We start from the raw sequence: 17,283 nt of genomic DNA on the forward strand, positions 1-17,283 counted from the left end.
CTTAACTGTTCAAATTCTCTTTGATTTTTTTCATCATTTCCATCATTTCAAGCTGCTTCTCTTCGCTGATTCCTTCCATGATGGTCTGTTCAAAACGATCGATGGTTTTGCGGGCATTCTCATACACTTCAATGCCTGCCTCCGTCAGCTGCATCCGCTTTTCCCGACGATCCTTCCCGGGAATACGCTCGATATAGCCCGCTTCCTCCAACTGATGAACCGTCCTCGTAATCGTCGGCTTCTCAACACTTTGATAGTTTGAGATCTCCACATTGGAAGCAGGTCCGTTATGGTAAAGATTATATAAAATCGTCCACTGAGCCCTATGCAGACCGTGTTCATTCAGCTGAACATTCAATTGATTCTCAAATGGCCTGTAGAGCATGATCAGCTCCTGAAAAAACTGTTGTTCCGATTTCATTTGTTGGATCCTCCTTTTTATATAGTTATCTTAGGTAATGGTTATCTTGGGTAACTATTATATAGTAACAGATGATTGTAGGGTTGTCGAGAATAGGGAATGTGGAGGTTTAATTGGGGGTAACTCTCTTCATTAAGAAACAAAAAAAGAAGCCCTTTTTCGTAAGGCGTAGGTTAACTTGGACGAACCAAGTCAGAGCTATAATACGAAAAGGGCTGTCAGGTTTAGTATGGTCAAAAGTAGAATGAAAAATACACGTAATATAGGAATCCAAGCACATGAAAAGTTTTTGGAAACAACTGTTTTTACAAATTAATCCGGAACGAACAACTATTTATCCTGTTTAAAAATTATTCATCTTTAATTCGCATAATTGATTCTGAATGTCCGTTAATTTGTCGGATCAACATAATTGATTATTGTTGTTGAATCCCCATAAATAGGGATTCTTTCACTTTGATAGCGTTCTTTTCGAGATTACGCATCGTTTCCTCAAATGATTTTTTGGGGATATACCCTAGGTCTCTTACTTTTTGATTAGAGTATATAGGACGTTCGACCTTGCGATTTGGAAGTGTTAGGTTTTTCCCCAGAATATCTACTAATCTCTTACGAAACTCTCGATCTGAAACATTTTCATCGATGGCATTAAAAACATCTCCACTATTTGCTTTCTCTATGACCAAATGGATCATCTCCACCAGGTTATCCTTATGAATCCAAGGAATACGATCATCTGGGTGAACCCAATTCACCACATCTGCCTTAGCCATTCTGTGAATTTGTCTATCCCCCCAGTATGAACGGTCTTCTCCGCAGATAGCACCTGGACGTAAGACGACTACATCCAGTCCTTTATTAAGGTAGTTAGCAAGGATATGTTCAGATTTCACTTTAGTTTGTATGTATACCTCTTCATGATGTGAATCAATGGGGGTTTGTTCATCAAAGTTCCCTTCAGTTGGTTCACCATAAACAGAAATGGTGGAAATATGAATAAATTTTTTTACACCTTCCTGCCATGCTACACCGGCTAAGTTTTCCACTCCCATTACATTCGATTTTTCGGCTTCTTCCAAATCGTCACCCAGGTAAGCTGCACAGTGAATAATAAGGTCGACATTCTCTACGCTTCTACATAAAGATGGTCGATCAATCAGATTTCCGAGTACAGGGGTGATTCCGAATTCTCTTAATCTATCAAATTGACTTACATTCCGGACTAGTCCCCTTACTTCTCCAGACCTTTCCACCAAGCTTGCCGCTACTTTTTCTCCTAATGTTCCCGTGACTCCGGTTACTAAGATTCTCTTCCCATCTATGTTCATGCTCGAACCACCATTACAACCACCATTCTTTCTGTGGGATTAAACGGATACTATTAAACTCAAACTCCCTTTCAAACCAACTCCTCATCAATGTTCTATGTACCAGGTACTCCGAAGCAGAATGAGAAACCCCGATCAGCGACATCTTTGTATGCCCAGCATATGCAATCATTTCCTCGTATCTCCTTATTCCGTAATCATTGTCGATGTGACAATGGATTTCACCTGAGATATAGGCGTCGACTCCCTTGTCTTCAGCCTCCTGCATCCATAGGGATTTATCCCCGCAGCCGGCTACGATGCCGACCTTTCTTATCTTCCGTTTCCTCCCCTCGAAATCAACGTAGGGAATACCAAAGATTTCTTTCAGCCTTAAGATTAGTTCTTCGGTATCTGTCTCCTTCACTTCCCCGATGATGCCAATGTGTCCATGCTTTTCATTCTGGATAAAGCGATCGGTGATCTTGACATTCATCGCTTCTGCCATAGCCTGACTTGTTCCCAGAGTAACATGATAATCAAGAGGAACGTGACATGTATAAACGGAAAGTCCTTTTTCCTTTATCCGTTCAATCTGGGATTCCTTGATAGGGACGAATCCTCTTCCCCATTTACCTTTCGGATTGCCACACTCCATTAAAAGAGGATGATGCATGAATAATAAATCACCAGGCTTCCCTTCACGTATGAATGTCTCCAACACTTCCTCTGTCGGAAAAACGGCGAGGAACACATTTCCCACTTCACTCTTTCCTTTGATCATCAGTCCATTGAATAATTCAGTGAAAGCTGGCTCGAATTTCGCCTCCCAGTCCATCTTTCCTTCGTACACCTGGGGAATGAACCGGCTGAACGCGGGATCTTCCCCATAGCTTCTTATATCGAAAGTCTGATCCAGCCGTTGAATAATATCTATTAATTTTTCCACCCTATCACCCCTATGAGCATGTTTTTTCATTAACTATACAGATTTTCCTATATTAGGTAAATAGAATAATAAAAAAAAGAAGCAGCATCAGCCACTCCTTTTTATTAACCTATTAATTTCTAGGATCCACATAATCCGGATAGTCCGTAATGATCGCATCCACATTCATATCGAATAAGAAATCTGCCGCTTCATGACTGCGCACTGTCCATGATCCGATTTGCATATCTAGGGAATGAACATCTTCCACTACTTGTTCTGTGACGATTCCATAGCTCGGATTGAACCATTCTGCGTACGTAGAGATTTCTTTTAACGCTTCAGGTGTCGCTTGCGACTGACTCCAGGATAAAACTCCGACTGGAACTTTTGGAAGCAATTGATCCATCTTTTTCATAGAGTCAAAATTAAAGGATTGAAGGATGATTTTTTCGTTTTGCGGTGTATCGAGGTGACGTTCCTTTAAAGCATCAGCTACTTGTTCCTCAATACCAGGATAAAGCTCCGGAGACTTCATTTCGATTAAGATCCCCACTTTTCCATGATAGCGATCGAGCACTTCTTCAAATGTTGGGATCTCTTCTCCTGCAAATTGTTCGCCTTTCCAACTTCCTGCATCAAGACTCTTCATTTCCTCGAGTGTCAGATCCCCTACTTTTCCCGATCCATCGGTTGTGCGATCCACTGATGTGTCATGGATGACCACCAATTCACCATCTTTGCTTCGTTGAACATCGATTTCGATATAATCCGCCTTCATATCGACAGCGAGATCATAGCTTGCGATCGTGTTTTCAGGTGCATAGGCTGCCGCCCCGCGGTGTGCAATATTCTCTACCTGCTTTTTCTCACCTGCTGATGGCTCTTCTGCAAACGCCTGGCTGAACGGACTCAATAACAATGAAACCGCAATTCCTGTACCGACTAACAACTTTTTGTTCATGTTCTTCATCTCCTATCCCTAATATGTATTCGACTACATTTTAGGAGAGGGATGTTGAGTGGGTATGTAGTTAGGTACCCATCTTAATAAAGGTTGTGTGAAGGAAAATCGATCTTTTTTCTTAGGGATTTTTACAAAGGTAACGTACTGGTAGGTAGTATTACCTGCTTACCATACAGTCTATTTCAGATCATTCATCTTCCATACTTGCTCCTCTCCGGTTTCCATATTCTTCACCTTATACTGATTCTTCCTGACCTCCTCTTCTCCTATAACAATCACATTCCGCATCCCCTCTTTGTTTGCTTTTTCCAACAGCTTACCTAATTTCCGTCTGCTCATCTCAAGTTCGACGATATAGCCTTTTTGCCTTAAATCATTTGCCACCCGTAAAGCTTCCTTCCCGGTACCAAGTGGAATGACGTAATAGTCAACGTTGAAAGCTTTCTTCGCGTTTCGCTGAGTCGCCATGATGGCTGCATAGATGACGTCCAATCCAAACGAAATACCGACGGTCGAGATATTTCCATCTGTTCCCAGTAGCCCACCGATAGCATTATCATACCGTCCGCCACTACCGATGCTTGATGTGATGGACCCGTCTGTTAAGAATATTTCATAAATGGTCCCCGTGTAGATTTCCAGGCCTCTTGCTAAAAAGGGATTGAAGACGCATTGTTCGTTGATTTCCAGGAAATCAAGGTAGGAAGTCAGGTCCCTTAATTCTTCCAACCCCTCCCTGATTTGGCCGTTTTGATCGGCGTATGATTCGAAATAGCCCAATCGGTTATTGTCCTTGTCTGTTAAAAATTGCTGGATCAATCGGTTAGTGTTGTCCGAAATGGACAGGTCCGCGAGTTCTGAGATGACCGCATCAACACCAATCTTTCCGAGTTTGTCGAGGATCAAGACTGCTTGGTTGATTCGATCCGCTTCCACTCCGAACACTTCAAGCATCCCCGTCAGCAGTTTCCGGTTATTATATTGAATGGTCACCTTTATATCGAGCTTTCCGAATGCATCCAGTGCCATCATCATCAACTCGGCTTCCGCCACCTGCGATTCGACGCCAACTATATCCACATCGCATTGAGTAAACTCCCGGAACCTTCCTGCCTTGATAGGTCCGTCCCTGAACACTTTTCCGATTTCATAGCGCTTGAACGGCATGGGGATGGTCGGGTTCATGGCTGCCACCTTGGCAAAGGGAATCGTCAAATCATAGCGCAGGGCGAGGTCCCTTTCTCCCCTGTCCCTTAAGGTGTACATCTCTTCCAGGATCTCAGCACCACCTGCATATTTCGAGGCAAGCAGCTCAGTGTAATTCAGGATTGGGGTTTCAAGTGGCTTGCAGCCGTATTGGATGAAAACGTCCTCCAGCGTCCTTCTGACTTCCCTTCTGATCACTTCCGCCTCTGGTAAATAATCCTGTGTCCCTTTAACATTTTGATAATCCATCTTCTTCATTTTCATCTTTCTTCTCCTCCTTTTTTGTATAAAAAAAGAACCGCATTTGATAAGCGAATAACTTAATCAAATGCAGTTCTATGAGAAATAACCTTCCTATGTACGATTGTTAAAAATCGGATAGCAAGGTTACTCGATATGATGACGGAATTGTGTGAATGAGCGTTGCTTGTTGATGAAAGTCATATTTATCCACCTCTTATTTTCATATACGTTATCACATAAGAAAGGTGATTTCAATACTTAATGGCGTCAAGGATGAGAGAAGGAAAAGCTACACGTTCCCCCTGATTTCTTGGATCGAATTTCTTAGAACGGAAAATGACACCGTCAGATCCATCCCAATTATGATGATGAAAATGGCCTTTTTCGTCAAAGGATTCAAGAAGTCTCACTTCGAATCCGGCCGTTTCAAATAATTCCGTTAACAATTTATAGTCATAAACAATCTTATGACTGGCAGCAGGATGATCTTCCGGGCCGGGACCTCCTATCTGTACGCCCCTTTGATAGTCTTCATCTGGAAAATACCCATCAGGTACAGCACAACGAATGTATCCAGACGGCTTAAGATACTTCATACAAATCTTTGCTGCCTGTACCCCTTCTTCATATGTAAGGTGTTCCCAAACATGCTCCGCCAATATAGCGGATATCGAGCTTTCTTCAAACGTGTCTTGCCACGTCTTTTCGTCCAGTAAGTTCAGGTCTTCTTCCTGTGTATGCAACCAGCCGGGATTATTATGATATTCTCCTGCGCCGATTACGACTTTGAGTTCTGTTTGGGTATTGTTCATTTGGGTTACCTCACTTTGTTTCGCTTTCTAATCTAAAAACTCATTGATATCCTTCACAAACTTATCCGTTTCCTCCAGATCAGGAAAATGGGCACTCTTTTCGAATAGAATCATAGTACTATTGGTCAGGTTTGAATGAATCAGTTTCGAAATGGGCAAACCAGTATTTCGATCGAACACTCCTGTCATGATGAGTACCTGATGATGAATCTCCTTGAGACGGTCAAGAAGGGGGACTTCAATGGGACTGTTCGTGAGGGTATGGTTCATGAGACCAGTGTTAACGAGATTGCTTTCTTCCCACAACCCTCGATTAATTTTGGCAATTTCCTGATTTTCAAATAATAATAAGTCCACAATTTCGGGACTCACCATCTCCCATACCTCGTTATAGATTGCGTCAAGAGTCGCACCCGTTTGAAAACAAGTTGATATTTTGTTTATTATATTTGAATCTCTAATAGACAAAAACCCGGTTACTTGCACCATTTTCTGAATGTCTGTATGAAGAAGACTTGGAGCTGACAGGATGAGTTGGTGAATCTCTTCAGGAAAGTGATTGGCAATCTCCAGAGCCAGCTCCCCGCCAAATGAGTAGCCAAGAAGGTCGACCTTTTCAACGCCTAACCATTTCTTCAGTTCTATGAAGTCCTCAATCAAAACCTTAATTGTATATTCATCATCAGCATAAGGCTTCTCCGATCTCCCACACCCGCGTTGCTCATAGTAAACAATCGTCCTCTTCTTCCCCAATAACGGGCCAGCCGTCCTTTCAAACACATAATGATTGCCACCTGGTCCCCCGTGGAGAATGATCAGGGGGATGGTCTGGTTTTCAGCGCCATCGATTTTAACCCAATGATTAATTCCATTAAGAGGTACTGTGAATTCTCCGTTTTTGAGGTTGGGCATGGTGATGTCTCCTTAGTTTCTTAAATTGAAGTTGATGAATATTCATCTCTTAAACACATTTTCGCGATATACAGAATTTGTCCCATATGTTCAGAAAAGTGTGCAGCACTTTGATACAGAACCTCGAGGTTTGTACGTTCTCTGCCCCTTACTAATTGAGTTTTTTGAAAGGACTCCTCCGACATTTGGCTTACTGTATCTATTACGAATTGAAATTGATCAAAAACCATTTTTTCTAACTCTGCTTTTGAAACATATATAGGTTTGAATTCTTCATCACGATTTCTTAAATATGTTCCTTGACGTATTCCCTTATGGATTCGTTCTTTGATATTTCCATCGATATGACGAATAAGCGTAGACACACTATGACCAGCATTTCCCGGCCGCCAATTTAGTTGTTCATCCGTCATTTGAGCGATTGCTTTTAAGATTCTATTTTTTAATTCATCAAATTTGTTGAGTAACCAGTCTTTTTGAATAAAACTCTCCTCCTTACTAAAACAACCAAAAATCCGATGTGAATAAAGCAAAGAATAGTAAAATATTGATTCCTGTTTCGAGTAGTGTATAAGTGGATACTCGTTTGTCACTAAACGATTTCATCTCCATGAAGGATTTCCATAATTGCCTCGCAATGAAAAAGAAGGCTACGATAAAATGTGGTTGCAGAAACCAGTATTCGTTATCGAAATCAGTCACAAGATGAAAAACAAACCCGGCTATTAATATCACGACGGCCAAATACCTTAGAAGCTTGTCTCCTCTTTCATGTTGGTCATTGACTGTTTCAAATGAAAGGAACGTCCTCCTCTTCATACTCAGCCACTTGCTGACCACCCAATGAAATAAGTGAATGATAATGATATATACTCCAATAATTAAAAGGAGTTTCAGCAAAATTGCTGTCATAAACCCCAATAAATTCATCTCCTATCTTTAATTCAGGTGTGTCGCTAATCTTTCAGGACGTTGTATTTACGCCCGTTCAATACTTCGAATCCCTCAAAGCAAACCCTGCCTTTACCGATGGCCACTCCTCATCAATGATCGAATACAGAACGGCATTTCTGACATAGCCACCTGACAGGATCCTTTCTTTTCTCAGGACTCCTTCTTTCACGGCACCCAACCGTTCAATCGCCTTTTGGGAACGGTTGTTTCGTTCATCTGTCTTAAGCTGAACCCGCAACATCCCTAAACTTTCAAAACAATAGCGAAGGATCAAATATTTACAATTGGAGTTTACGAAGGACCTTTGATGATCTTTGCTGTACCACGTAGAACCGAGTTCACACGATTTTTGTGAAAGGTTGATTTCGAACAATCTGGTAGACCCTATGATTCTATTTTGTTCTTTTAACACAACAGCAAAAGGTAAGGCCGTTTGTCGATCTCGTAGCCGGATGGCGGCTGTTACCCATTGTTCCATTTGCTCGAGGGTTGTAATTTCGTTAAACATAAAACGCCAAATCTCCGGATCATTTGCTTCGAGGATAGCAGCGGAATGATGGACCTCCAAGGGAATCAGTTTGATTTTCTCGTTTTCTAACGTTGGTGGGGAATGAAAGATATTGTATTTCATATGTCCTCCTATTTTTGCATTCAATTTGAGGTCCGTCCCTCACTTTCGCTCGAGCTGAAACTCTTCTATTATCTTCTCGGCAACTTCTTCGGGGCTCATATCTGTATTGTTGATTTTGATATAGTTCTCTCTTTCTATTTCCCCTTCGATTGAATTCAGGCGATATGTATCCAGGGAATCTAGCAATCGCTTCTCGGAGTCTTCGATATTTCGCTTCGACGGTTTATTCTGCAGTCGGTTCGGTGTGATGTTCCGTTTCAATCGTACTTCCAGATCCGTTTCAAGCTCCACGAAACAGACTTCTGCACCGTTGGATTCGAAAATGTCTGTGACTTTCTCGACCCACTTCCAATCCTTTTCTTCGTTGAACGCCCACATGAAGGTGAAAACCATACCGTACTGATCCGTTTTCGAGAAAGCTTCAAAGATTTCCACTCTCATCATGTGACATATTCTCCACATTTCCTCTGTAAATCCGAAGTAAGGCTGAAGCAATTCGATGGTCATATGGTTATGAAAGAGTTTCAGTTCTGTTCTTTTTTCCAGTTCTTGTCCCACCGTCATTTTACCGACTGCCTGGGGTCCGAATAGTAAGATGAGTTTCATTGGAGTGTCCCCTTTTTGATTATTTTTTAGTAAATTGAAATGAACTGAATATAAATTGCTTGATGGCTGGCATGTAGTGGGTTTGATAAGTTCATAGGCGGGATTTGTTAATGGCTTTCTCCATCCTCATTTCTAGCCAACTCTATGTTTCCAAAATGAATACTCTTCATTCCGTCAAAAAAAGAATATTGTTCGCGACAATGGGTTTCGAGCTTTTCTCCATCTTGTAAAAGATGATTGATATAGTAGGTTGATTCCTTTAGTCTCTTCATGATTTCGTCGGGATTATTTGTCACGGACCCATGCCCAGGGACATGTACCTGGATAGAGTGCTTTTTCAGAATGGTTGCTGCCTTATTCATCGTTTTCTTATAATCTATGTAACTGCTGAAAATGAAAGGGAACTCGACATCGGATAGATAGTCACCTGATAAAAGATACCTAATGGTTCAATTATCGTGAAAAGACCATCATGCGTGTGGCCGGGTGCTTTGTAAAAGGTTAAGGAGAGTGAGCCGAGTTCAAGCCTTTCTCCATCGTGGGATATGGCGTGATCCACTGATGGGTAATGGGGCTCGTAGTCCCTTTTGATATAATATCGCTGATCAAACTCACTGACCTTCTGCATGATTTCTTTTTTGTGTGCATGAGCTTTAAGTTCTTCTGAAGCAATCACTTTTGCTTCAGGAAATGCCCCGGAACCTATGATGTGGTCGAAATCACTGTGCGTGTAGATGATGTAAAGCTTCTTGTCACCTAATTCTCTATCCACATACTCCCGAATGGCCTGGACTTCATGCGGCAGCCAATTGGGGTCGGTCATGACCATCACATCATTTTTTTGAAGGATGGCCGAGGTGGTTTGATATAGTGAACTTTGAAAAACCGTTAGATGGTCGTTTTTGAAGTGGATCATATGATTCCTCCTTTGAGCTCATCGTAAAATCTTTTTACTTAATAAAAATCACTCAACATCACTCTCATACTTCTCCGGCAACAACTCCATCACATTACACTTCACCAATTCACCACGATACGATAAGATGACATCGGTTTGGGACCCGTAGTCACTGATTAACTCCCGACACATCCCACAAGGTGCGACGACCCAGCATTTCTCGATGTCTTCGTGTGGGTGGGGGTGAGCAACGGCAACGATTGTGTCAAATTCATGGTCTCCTTCAGAGATGGATTTCCCGAGAGCCATCGCTTCGCCGCATACGGTGATCCTGCCGACGTTTGCTTCGACGTGGACAGCTGCATAGACCTTGCCAGAAGTTGTTCTGACTGCTGAACCGATGTGATGCCGACCGTACCGATAATTCGTTTCTATGACTCTTTCTGCTTCTTTGATTAATTCATAGTCTCTGTCTTCTAATGGTTTAACGTTTAACATGTTGCACTTCCTTTTTTCATATTTGTTTTAAAATCATTTCCACTATCTCATCCTGCGTCATTTCATCCGTCAATTGAACTTCTCTATCCACACGGAGATAGTCCTCCGCATTCCACCAGTCACGCAAAGAATCCTCCCCGAATTCTGTCCTTTTTGAACGCGAGTTATGTCGGCGGACGGTTTCTTGAAACGATAAATCGTAGTAGTATGTATGGGCTTTTTCGTTATAAAATTGGATTAACTGCCTGAGCATAGCCCCGTAGCGTTGTTCAGAAAAGATTCCTTCTACAATGACGTACTCACATTTCCCTCTGCCGTATTCTGTGATTTGCCTGATCAGGTCCATGGACAGGTTGCCGTCCCGGTCCTGCACCATCAACATGTCTCGGCGGACGACATCTTGGGAAACGAGGAGCGTCCCCCTTCCGAGATGTTGTTGAAGGCGTTTGGCGGTCGTGGTTTTTCCGCTGCCGGAATTTCCTCGTATGATGATCAATGTTGATTCCATAATTCCTCCCAGGTGGTTATAGCTCTATATTGTATTTTTCCAGTAAATCTTTTAACGCCGGTCTTTCATTCCCACCCCTGCCCACTACGTGCGTTGCCGTGATCAATGAATTCAATACCGCCTCTTCTGTCGCTTCCCCGATCGCCCGGAATGCAAGATCGATCTCTTCTTCATGAATCATGGGGACGGACATGCATTGGGTCGTTTGGTCATGGGGTATTTTCGTTGCCGTCGAGAAGCCGATGACCACTTCGCCGCTCCCGGTTGTGATGATGGATCCTGTACGGGATAATCCTGTGATTGTCCGCTTGATGATCCGGTTGAGCTGCCTTTCGGATACAGGGAGGTCCGTCCCTGCAATGATAATGATTGAGCCTTTGTCCTGTTCCTCGCGGGATTGGAGGATTCTTCCCTTCAGTTCTTCTCCGACGCCCCTTCCGTTCACGGTCAGGTCGCTCAGGATCCCGAAGTTCGTCAAAACGATGACACCCATTGTGTATGTCCCGTGGTCCATCTTCATGATTCGTGAAGCCGTCCCGATTCCTCCTTTCAAGGAGTAACAGAGCATACCGGTACCGGCTCCGACCGTCCCCTCTTCAACGAATGAAGAGGTGTTTTCCAGCGCCTGCCGGACATGGTCCTTTGTGATGAACCGGGCCCTGATATCGTTTAAAAACATGTCATTGCATTCACACACAACAGGATTGACGGTCCCTGTCGTTCTGCCGATTTCCGGATTCTGTTCAAGCATGTAATCGATCAGGGCATCGGCGGTTGTACCGATGCCGAATGTGTTCGTTAATAGAATGGGGGTTTCCAAGGTTCCTAGTTCATTGATTTGAATCGTGCCCATCGTTTTGCCAAACCCGTTGATGACATGGGTGGAGGCGATGAGTTTCTCTTTGAATAGGTTTCCCTGGTGAGGTAGGATCGCCGTTACGCCCGTTTGACTATCATTTTCACTAAGGGTGACATGACCGACCGTTACGCCTTCAACATCAGTAATTGAATTGTTGGGACCGGTTTCTAACTTACCGATTTTCACTCCGGAGTCCCGGATTCTTTTTTGTGCAGGATTGTTCATGTTGCGCGCCCTCCATTAGGTGAATATTCCGAAAAATTTGGTTGTGAAGAACATTAGTCAGCTACATACCAATTATTCCAAAATATTCATATAAACTCAATCCTTTCTTCGGTAAAGACATTCCTTGCCTGCTAATCATGCGGGATTTCAAAATACCGTGCGGGTTCTGGATTTTTCATGCGGGACTGAGGATATTCGTGCGGGGTTGGATATAATCATGCCGGTTTTGCATGGAATCGAGCGGCCGTGTCAAATTTTCTTTATGTGGGAGCAGTAGAAAAAACGGCTTTGACCGATAAGGGTCTAAGCCGTTTTTTTACGTTTCAACACGCGGAAATTCAATGACAAACTCGGTACCGACCCCTTCTTCGCTTTCCACAGTGATGCTCCCTTTGAAGGAACGGATGATTTGATAGCTGACCATCATCCCAAGCCCGGTACCCTTTTCTTTGAGAGAATAATAGGGTGAGCCGAGGCGGTCGACTTGTTTCGGGTTCATGCCGATTCCCTGGTCTTTGATGGTGATTCTGATGTGTCTGTCATCGGTTGAGTGACAGGCGATCCAGACGGTTCCACCATCGGGCATGGATTCAACGGCATTTTTCAGAATATTGATCAGTGACTGGTTCAGCTTTTGAGGATTTGCTTTAATCCAGCAGTCATCCGCTATATCAGATTTGAACTCCACCTGCTGATTTATGCTGAATGTTTGAATGAGCGTGGTGACTCGCTTTAACTGTTCACCGACATTGATGGTCCCGTATGTATTCATGGAGGGCTTGCCGAACGCCAGGAAGTCGTTGATGATTTCATTGGCCCGGTCCAATTCTTCAATGGACACCTTGATATATTCCTTCTTATGATGAGCCAAGTCCGGCTCATCAAGGAGCTGAAGAAAGCCCCGGGTCACCTGCATGGGATTGCGGATTTCATGGGCAAACACACTGGTCAGCTCACTGATCATCCTGAATTTCTCCGCATCCTGGACCTCAAGTCTCAGCTGATGGGTCTCACGGATCTTCTCAATTAATACCGTGCAGAAACAGGTAACGGAGACGGTAAAAAGAAGATGGATACCTTGGGCTTTCAAAACGGGGAGTGAGATCCCATTCATAAGACTGAACACCGTCATCCCACAGAGGCAATACAGGAAGGATAATCCAGTTGCAATCATCACTCTTCGATCCTTTTTCACCCGGATAAACATTCGTTGAACGTACAAAATGACAGGCAGGGTGATGACCAGAACAAGGATTGTCGTATAAAGGCCCATGGTGATTCCTGAAGTCATGCGATACAAGATAATCAGGACCGACAGAAATAACCCCGGCCATATCCCGAGATATAATGTCCCGAAAAGGAGCGGAATAAATCGCAAATCGAGGCGATTTCCTCCCCCATACTCTACGGGGAAAGACATACATAACAGGATGGACGCTCCCCATAACAGGGTCACGAACATCTTGATTGCGCGGTCATTCTTTACTTTTTCAAGAATAAAAGTGAAATAACTGAATATCGGTATGATCATTAGGGTGAGCTGCAGCAGAAAATCTTTCACTATACTCATCTGGGCACCATTCGCCTTCTGTTTATATATAGTTCTATTTTAACAAAAAAACAGATGAAGATAGAGAATATTTCAACAATTTATGACATTTTCAGATTCTTTCAATATAGTCTGCCTGTCCGGCCGGATTAGCGTGAAGAAGATAATGATCCTCTGCCAGCCAGTATCTTCTCTTATATTTTTCAACCCTTGCCTGCTCATCACCGAGATAGGTGTCACGCACGATGACTCTTTCGGTTCTGAGTTCGGGGGGACAGTCCAAAAAAATCACATAGTCAAAGAAATCGCGCCACTCTTTCCGCTGCAGGAAGACGCCTTCAATCAGGACCACCTTCACCCCTTCAAGCTGGATGGGTTTCGATACGACTGAGTCCGCACTGGATTCATAGAATGGTAATGTGATAGAGTCACTGCCTCTATGTAACCTTTGGAAAAGCTCTTTACGAAGCTGTTCTATATTCCACTGAAGGGCGTAATATTCATACCATTCCTCGTTCCCTGTTCCATACCGTTCGCTCTTCTCCACGATGTAGTTGTCCATATGCAGAATAACCGCGTCATACTTTGCGAGCATAAATTCCTGTTTCACATTTAGGGCAAGGGTCGTCTTCCCCGATCCACCCAATCCATCTATCCCGACAATGAAGGGACGGTGTTTTAGTTGGTGTTGTTGATAGTGAGAAAATAATGCTGTGGTTACATTCTTCATAAACCTTCCCCTCGTGGATACGTCTGATCGTTTAATGCTTTTTCGGCTTCTTCAAGCGCCAACTCCAAAAAAAATCGATCGGTGCGCATTTTCCCCCTCCTTATAAATCACTCATATACCAATTATTTCAAATTAAGACAAATAACTCAATGATACTTTGATAAAAAAGAGGTCTGCCCCCTTCACGCTCATGCTTTAACGTGTCGGTGACTGACCTGTATTCATCTTAGTTTATTTTTCTGAATTGTGATCTTTACGGTCTTTCTCTTTATGATCGTGATGCCCTTTATGGTGATGTTCACCTTTCGTATCCATACCAGGGATTCCGGAAATGTAGCCGACTCCGCCCGTTTCCATGATGCCTAGCGTATCTTTCATCGCTTGTTCCAATTCGTTTTTATCGACTGCTGTGATTTCTTTTTCATCAAGGTCTGCGCCTGGATGCTGATAATTGCTTAAGACATAGTGTGAATCTTTCATTGAATCCACTGCCCTTAACCCCGTAGCTTCTGCTCCGACCGGTACGGAAAGGATCCTGGAAAGCTTCTTCGTTTTTACATCATAGGCCCACACAAAGTTGTTCGTGTGCATACCGCTGTCTTCTCCGATGAAGAGGGTATTCAGATCTTCAGAGAAGCTCAGGTTGTCAGGATTTGCTACTAAATCCGGGTTTGCCGTGTTTCCTAGTTCATCCGGAGAAGAGAGGTCCTCTCCTAAAACAAATCCGTTCATGCTTGCTGGAACATAGTCACTGTCAATCTCCTCATCGTCATGATCTGTTTGACCTTCTTGAAGATTCAATTCATATGTGACACCCGATTCAATCTTCTGAAGTTGAATGTCGTCCTGAACGGCGCCATCCTGCTTTTCCATGCTTCCTTCTTGATAAGAGATGGCCATATACGCTTTATGATCTTCCGCGTTGACGGCAAGTCCCTCCATTTTGTTGAATTCAGAAGTTGCACCAAGGATGGCTCCGTAACGTCGTGGTTCTAAGAATGCTGCCGCTTTTTCCATGCCTGGTTTCACTTTTAGATATTCGACGGAATCATGGGAGTTCGTCTTAACAGCTGTAAATCCTTCTGTTGGCTCTTCCGTTGTTTCGAAAATATCATTGAATGTCACTCCGCTGTCAATGATGTCTGAGATTTCTTTATCGGTACCGTGTCCGAGCTTGATCCAGTTCAAGTCACCGGATCCGCCTTTTTCCGTACCGGTTTGTTCGAACTTGGCAGCGTATAGGGTTCCTGCTGAGAAATCTTCTGCTTTGTCGGCTACATACATGAACATCATTGTATTGCCGCCGTCGTCTCCGAATAATGCCGTCTTATTATCTGGAAGGACTTTCATCATTTCATGGGAGAAACGTCCGGTGCTGTAATGTTTGACGACAGAAGACTTTCCGTCATGTGAAACGGAGATTTCCGGGATCCATCCGTAATTGTAAGGATTTGCTTTGGATTCATCATGGAAGTAATAGTTGGCAAAGTTGCTGACTTCTTTATACGCATCGGAATCTTTGTTTTCAAATTCTCTGGCATCCGGCTCATATTCCTCAGAACCAAGGTGTGTGCCCCAATCCGTTGTGGATCCGTTACATGGGTTCCATAATCCATCTACACTTGAGAAATCAATCTTATGGGCTTCTTTCACTGAAAGCTCGCCCGTCTTTTTATCATGGTCAAGTTCAGATAAGGTCATGGACGCTGGCAGACCTGAAATCTCGTCACCTGCATTATTTTGGGAATCGTATTCAAAGTGGGAAACCATGAATGACTTGTTCCCCTTCGTCAGAAGGCTGTTCGAATCCGGTGCATCTGAAATAAAGTAGGAAGGATTCGCTGGAACACTTTTGTCCATGATCGGATCACCGTTCACATCAATTGGTGTTCCTGCAGGAATCATTTCACCCTTATTGGAGACGATTTTATCCTTTGATAGGTAGAGTTGATCATAGTTAAGGGGTAATTCTTTTACTGTTCCATCTTTATACGTCACTTTGATTGTTGCTGTTGTATACGTTTTTACCATGTTTTTAATATTGTCAGGAGCTTTCATAGAAGAGAATTCAACACTCTCAATTTTCTTGTGTGAATCTTTCTTTTTACCGTGACCCTCATGGTCGAAAGCCATTGCTGTTAAGGATGAAGATGCGAGTAACGCCATCGATAATCCGATTGATAGTCTTTTTTTCATCATTAAAACCTCCCGATGTATTTGCTACTACTCTAGTAAAACATGGAATGGTTAAGTCAGTATGAATACAATCAGGGTAATTTTAAGCCTATGTAAATATTCATTTACGTTACGATATCAAGTCACACGTATAAGGTCATGGATTCATTAGAGGGTTGATGAAGCAGTGGTAAGAGTGGAGGCAACCTCCAGAATATTCCCCTCAGGGTCGATGATATGAAAGACTGAACCTCCTTGAGATCTTTTCGCCTTAAAATGGTGCGTTTCCAACAGGCGATAGTATTGAAAAATCCGGGAAGGGTCCGACTGCTTGATGGCGATTGAGAGTCCCTGGATCAATTGGGGATTGGAGAATGCAGGAACAGGCAGATCTTCCGGAGCGTCATTCAGTTTTTTTCTGGAACGATGAAGAGCTGTCTTGATGGACTCGTCACTGACCTTGAGCATGGCCGCGATTTCTTTTGTCTTATAGTTAAATACATCTTTCAGGGTGATGAGCATTGCCTGTTGCAGGGGGAGTGCTGCAAGAAGGATCTCAATCAAAGCGTCGAATTCGGTAGGATCGCTTACTTTCCGAATGTCTTCATGATGAGAAAGAAACTCCTTCTTTTTTCTTTTTTCATCGATGAAAAGGTTTTTGGCCACTTTGTATAGAAAAGAGAAAGTGAACTCCCGACCCGGATCCTGCTTTTTTAACTGATAGATTTTCAGCATCGTTTCCTGTATAAGATCTTCCGCCTGCCAAGATGAACCTGATAGTTTCAAGCAATAACGATACAGCTTGCTGACCGTTTGTTCCAGGTCATCAAAAATCATTTCAGCCACCTCACATT

The 17,283-nt window shown here is 43.1% G+C and carries 19 protein-coding genes; all 19 read right to left on the reverse strand.

The genetic code is table 11. The features are described 5' to 3' along the window. Position 1: 1 nt before the first annotated feature. Positions 2-421, reverse strand: a complete 420-nt coding sequence (locus ACSQ2E_RS17650; RefSeq protein ID WP_435992649.1) for a MarR family winged helix-turn-helix transcriptional regulator — start codon at positions 419-421, stop codon at positions 2-4. Positions 422-837: 416 nt separating this feature from the next. Then, entirely contained in the window at positions 838-1,749 is a 912-nt protein-coding gene (locus tag ACSQ2E_RS17655) for an NAD-dependent epimerase/dehydratase family protein (RefSeq protein WP_435992651.1), read from the reverse strand. Positions 1,750-1,762: 13 nt separating this feature from the next. Beyond that, positions 1,763-2,677, reverse strand: a complete 915-nt coding sequence (locus tag ACSQ2E_RS17660) for a Nif3-like dinuclear metal center hexameric protein (RefSeq protein ID WP_435992653.1) — start codon at positions 2,675-2,677, stop codon at positions 1,763-1,765. Between the two features lie 112 nt (positions 2,678-2,789). Further along, positions 2,790-3,620, reverse strand: coding sequence for a glycerophosphodiester phosphodiesterase (locus tag ACSQ2E_RS17665; protein ID WP_435992655.1), 831 nt, complete (start codon positions 3,618-3,620; stop codon positions 2,790-2,792). A 180-nt stretch (positions 3,621-3,800) separates the two neighbouring features. After that, positions 3,801-5,087 (reverse strand): histidine--tRNA ligase, encoded by a 1,287-nt coding sequence (locus tag ACSQ2E_RS17670; RefSeq protein ID WP_435994623.1) that lies wholly within the window; start codon positions 5,085-5,087, stop codon positions 3,801-3,803. 236 nt (positions 5,088-5,323) lie between these two features. Then, positions 5,324-5,884, reverse strand: a complete 561-nt coding sequence (locus ACSQ2E_RS17675; protein ID WP_435992657.1) for a class I SAM-dependent methyltransferase — start codon at positions 5,882-5,884, stop codon at positions 5,324-5,326. A gap of 27 nt (positions 5,885-5,911) precedes the next feature. Then, positions 5,912-6,796, reverse strand: a complete 885-nt coding sequence (locus tag ACSQ2E_RS17680) for an alpha/beta fold hydrolase (protein ID WP_435992659.1) — start codon at positions 6,794-6,796, stop codon at positions 5,912-5,914. Between the two features lie 20 nt (positions 6,797-6,816). Continuing rightward, on the reverse strand, positions 6,817-7,329 hold the full coding sequence (locus ACSQ2E_RS17685) for a DinB family protein (RefSeq protein WP_435994625.1): 513 nt from the start codon (positions 7,327-7,329) through the stop codon (positions 6,817-6,819). Further along, positions 7,295-7,708, reverse strand: coding sequence for a DUF4181 domain-containing protein (locus tag ACSQ2E_RS17690; protein WP_435994627.1), 414 nt, complete (start codon positions 7,706-7,708; stop codon positions 7,295-7,297). The genes ACSQ2E_RS17685 and ACSQ2E_RS17690 overlap by 35 nt, the downstream gene beginning before the upstream one ends. A gap of 76 nt (positions 7,709-7,784) precedes the next feature. Continuing rightward, on the reverse strand, positions 7,785-8,381 hold the full coding sequence (locus tag ACSQ2E_RS17695) for a GNAT family N-acetyltransferase (RefSeq protein WP_435992661.1): 597 nt from the start codon (positions 8,379-8,381) through the stop codon (positions 7,785-7,787). Between the two features lie 39 nt (positions 8,382-8,420). Continuing rightward, positions 8,421-8,987, reverse strand: a complete 567-nt coding sequence (locus tag ACSQ2E_RS17700) for a shikimate kinase (protein WP_435992663.1) — start codon at positions 8,985-8,987, stop codon at positions 8,421-8,423. Between the two features lie 376 nt (positions 8,988-9,363). Beyond that, positions 9,364-9,903, reverse strand: coding sequence for an MBL fold metallo-hydrolase (locus tag ACSQ2E_RS17705; RefSeq protein WP_435992665.1), 540 nt, complete (start codon positions 9,901-9,903; stop codon positions 9,364-9,366). A gap of 48 nt (positions 9,904-9,951) precedes the next feature. Beyond that, positions 9,952-10,383 (reverse strand): cytidine deaminase, encoded by a 432-nt coding sequence (locus ACSQ2E_RS17710; RefSeq protein WP_435992667.1) that lies wholly within the window; start codon positions 10,381-10,383, stop codon positions 9,952-9,954. 16 nt (positions 10,384-10,399) lie between these two features. Continuing rightward, the gene (locus ACSQ2E_RS17715) at positions 10,400-10,891 is read right to left on the reverse strand and encodes a kinase (protein WP_435992669.1); all 492 of its coding nucleotides are present in this window, start codon (positions 10,889-10,891) and stop codon (positions 10,400-10,402) included. A gap of 16 nt (positions 10,892-10,907) precedes the next feature. Then, entirely contained in the window at positions 10,908-11,975 is a 1,068-nt protein-coding gene (locus tag ACSQ2E_RS17720; RefSeq protein ID WP_435992671.1) for a P1 family peptidase, read from the reverse strand. 316 nt (positions 11,976-12,291) lie between these two features. Beyond that, positions 12,292-13,545 (reverse strand): ATP-binding protein, encoded by a 1,254-nt coding sequence (locus tag ACSQ2E_RS17725; RefSeq protein WP_435992673.1) that lies wholly within the window; start codon positions 13,543-13,545, stop codon positions 12,292-12,294. A 91-nt stretch (positions 13,546-13,636) separates the two neighbouring features. Beyond that, positions 13,637-14,254, reverse strand: coding sequence for a kinase (locus tag ACSQ2E_RS17730; protein WP_435992675.1), 618 nt, complete (start codon positions 14,252-14,254; stop codon positions 13,637-13,639). A 231-nt stretch (positions 14,255-14,485) separates the two neighbouring features. Further along, positions 14,486-16,450, reverse strand: coding sequence for a PhoX family protein (locus ACSQ2E_RS17735; protein WP_435994629.1), 1,965 nt, complete (start codon positions 16,448-16,450; stop codon positions 14,486-14,488). Positions 16,451-16,597: 147 nt separating this feature from the next. Continuing rightward, on the reverse strand, positions 16,598-17,266 hold the full coding sequence (locus ACSQ2E_RS17740; RefSeq protein WP_435992677.1) for an RNA polymerase sigma factor: 669 nt from the start codon (positions 17,264-17,266) through the stop codon (positions 16,598-16,600). Between the last annotated feature and the right edge of the window lie 17 nt (positions 17,267-17,283).

Source organism: Rossellomorea sp. LjRoot5 (assembly GCF_964253455.1).
Classification (GTDB): Bacteria; Bacillota; Bacilli; order Bacillales; family Bacillaceae_B; genus Rossellomorea.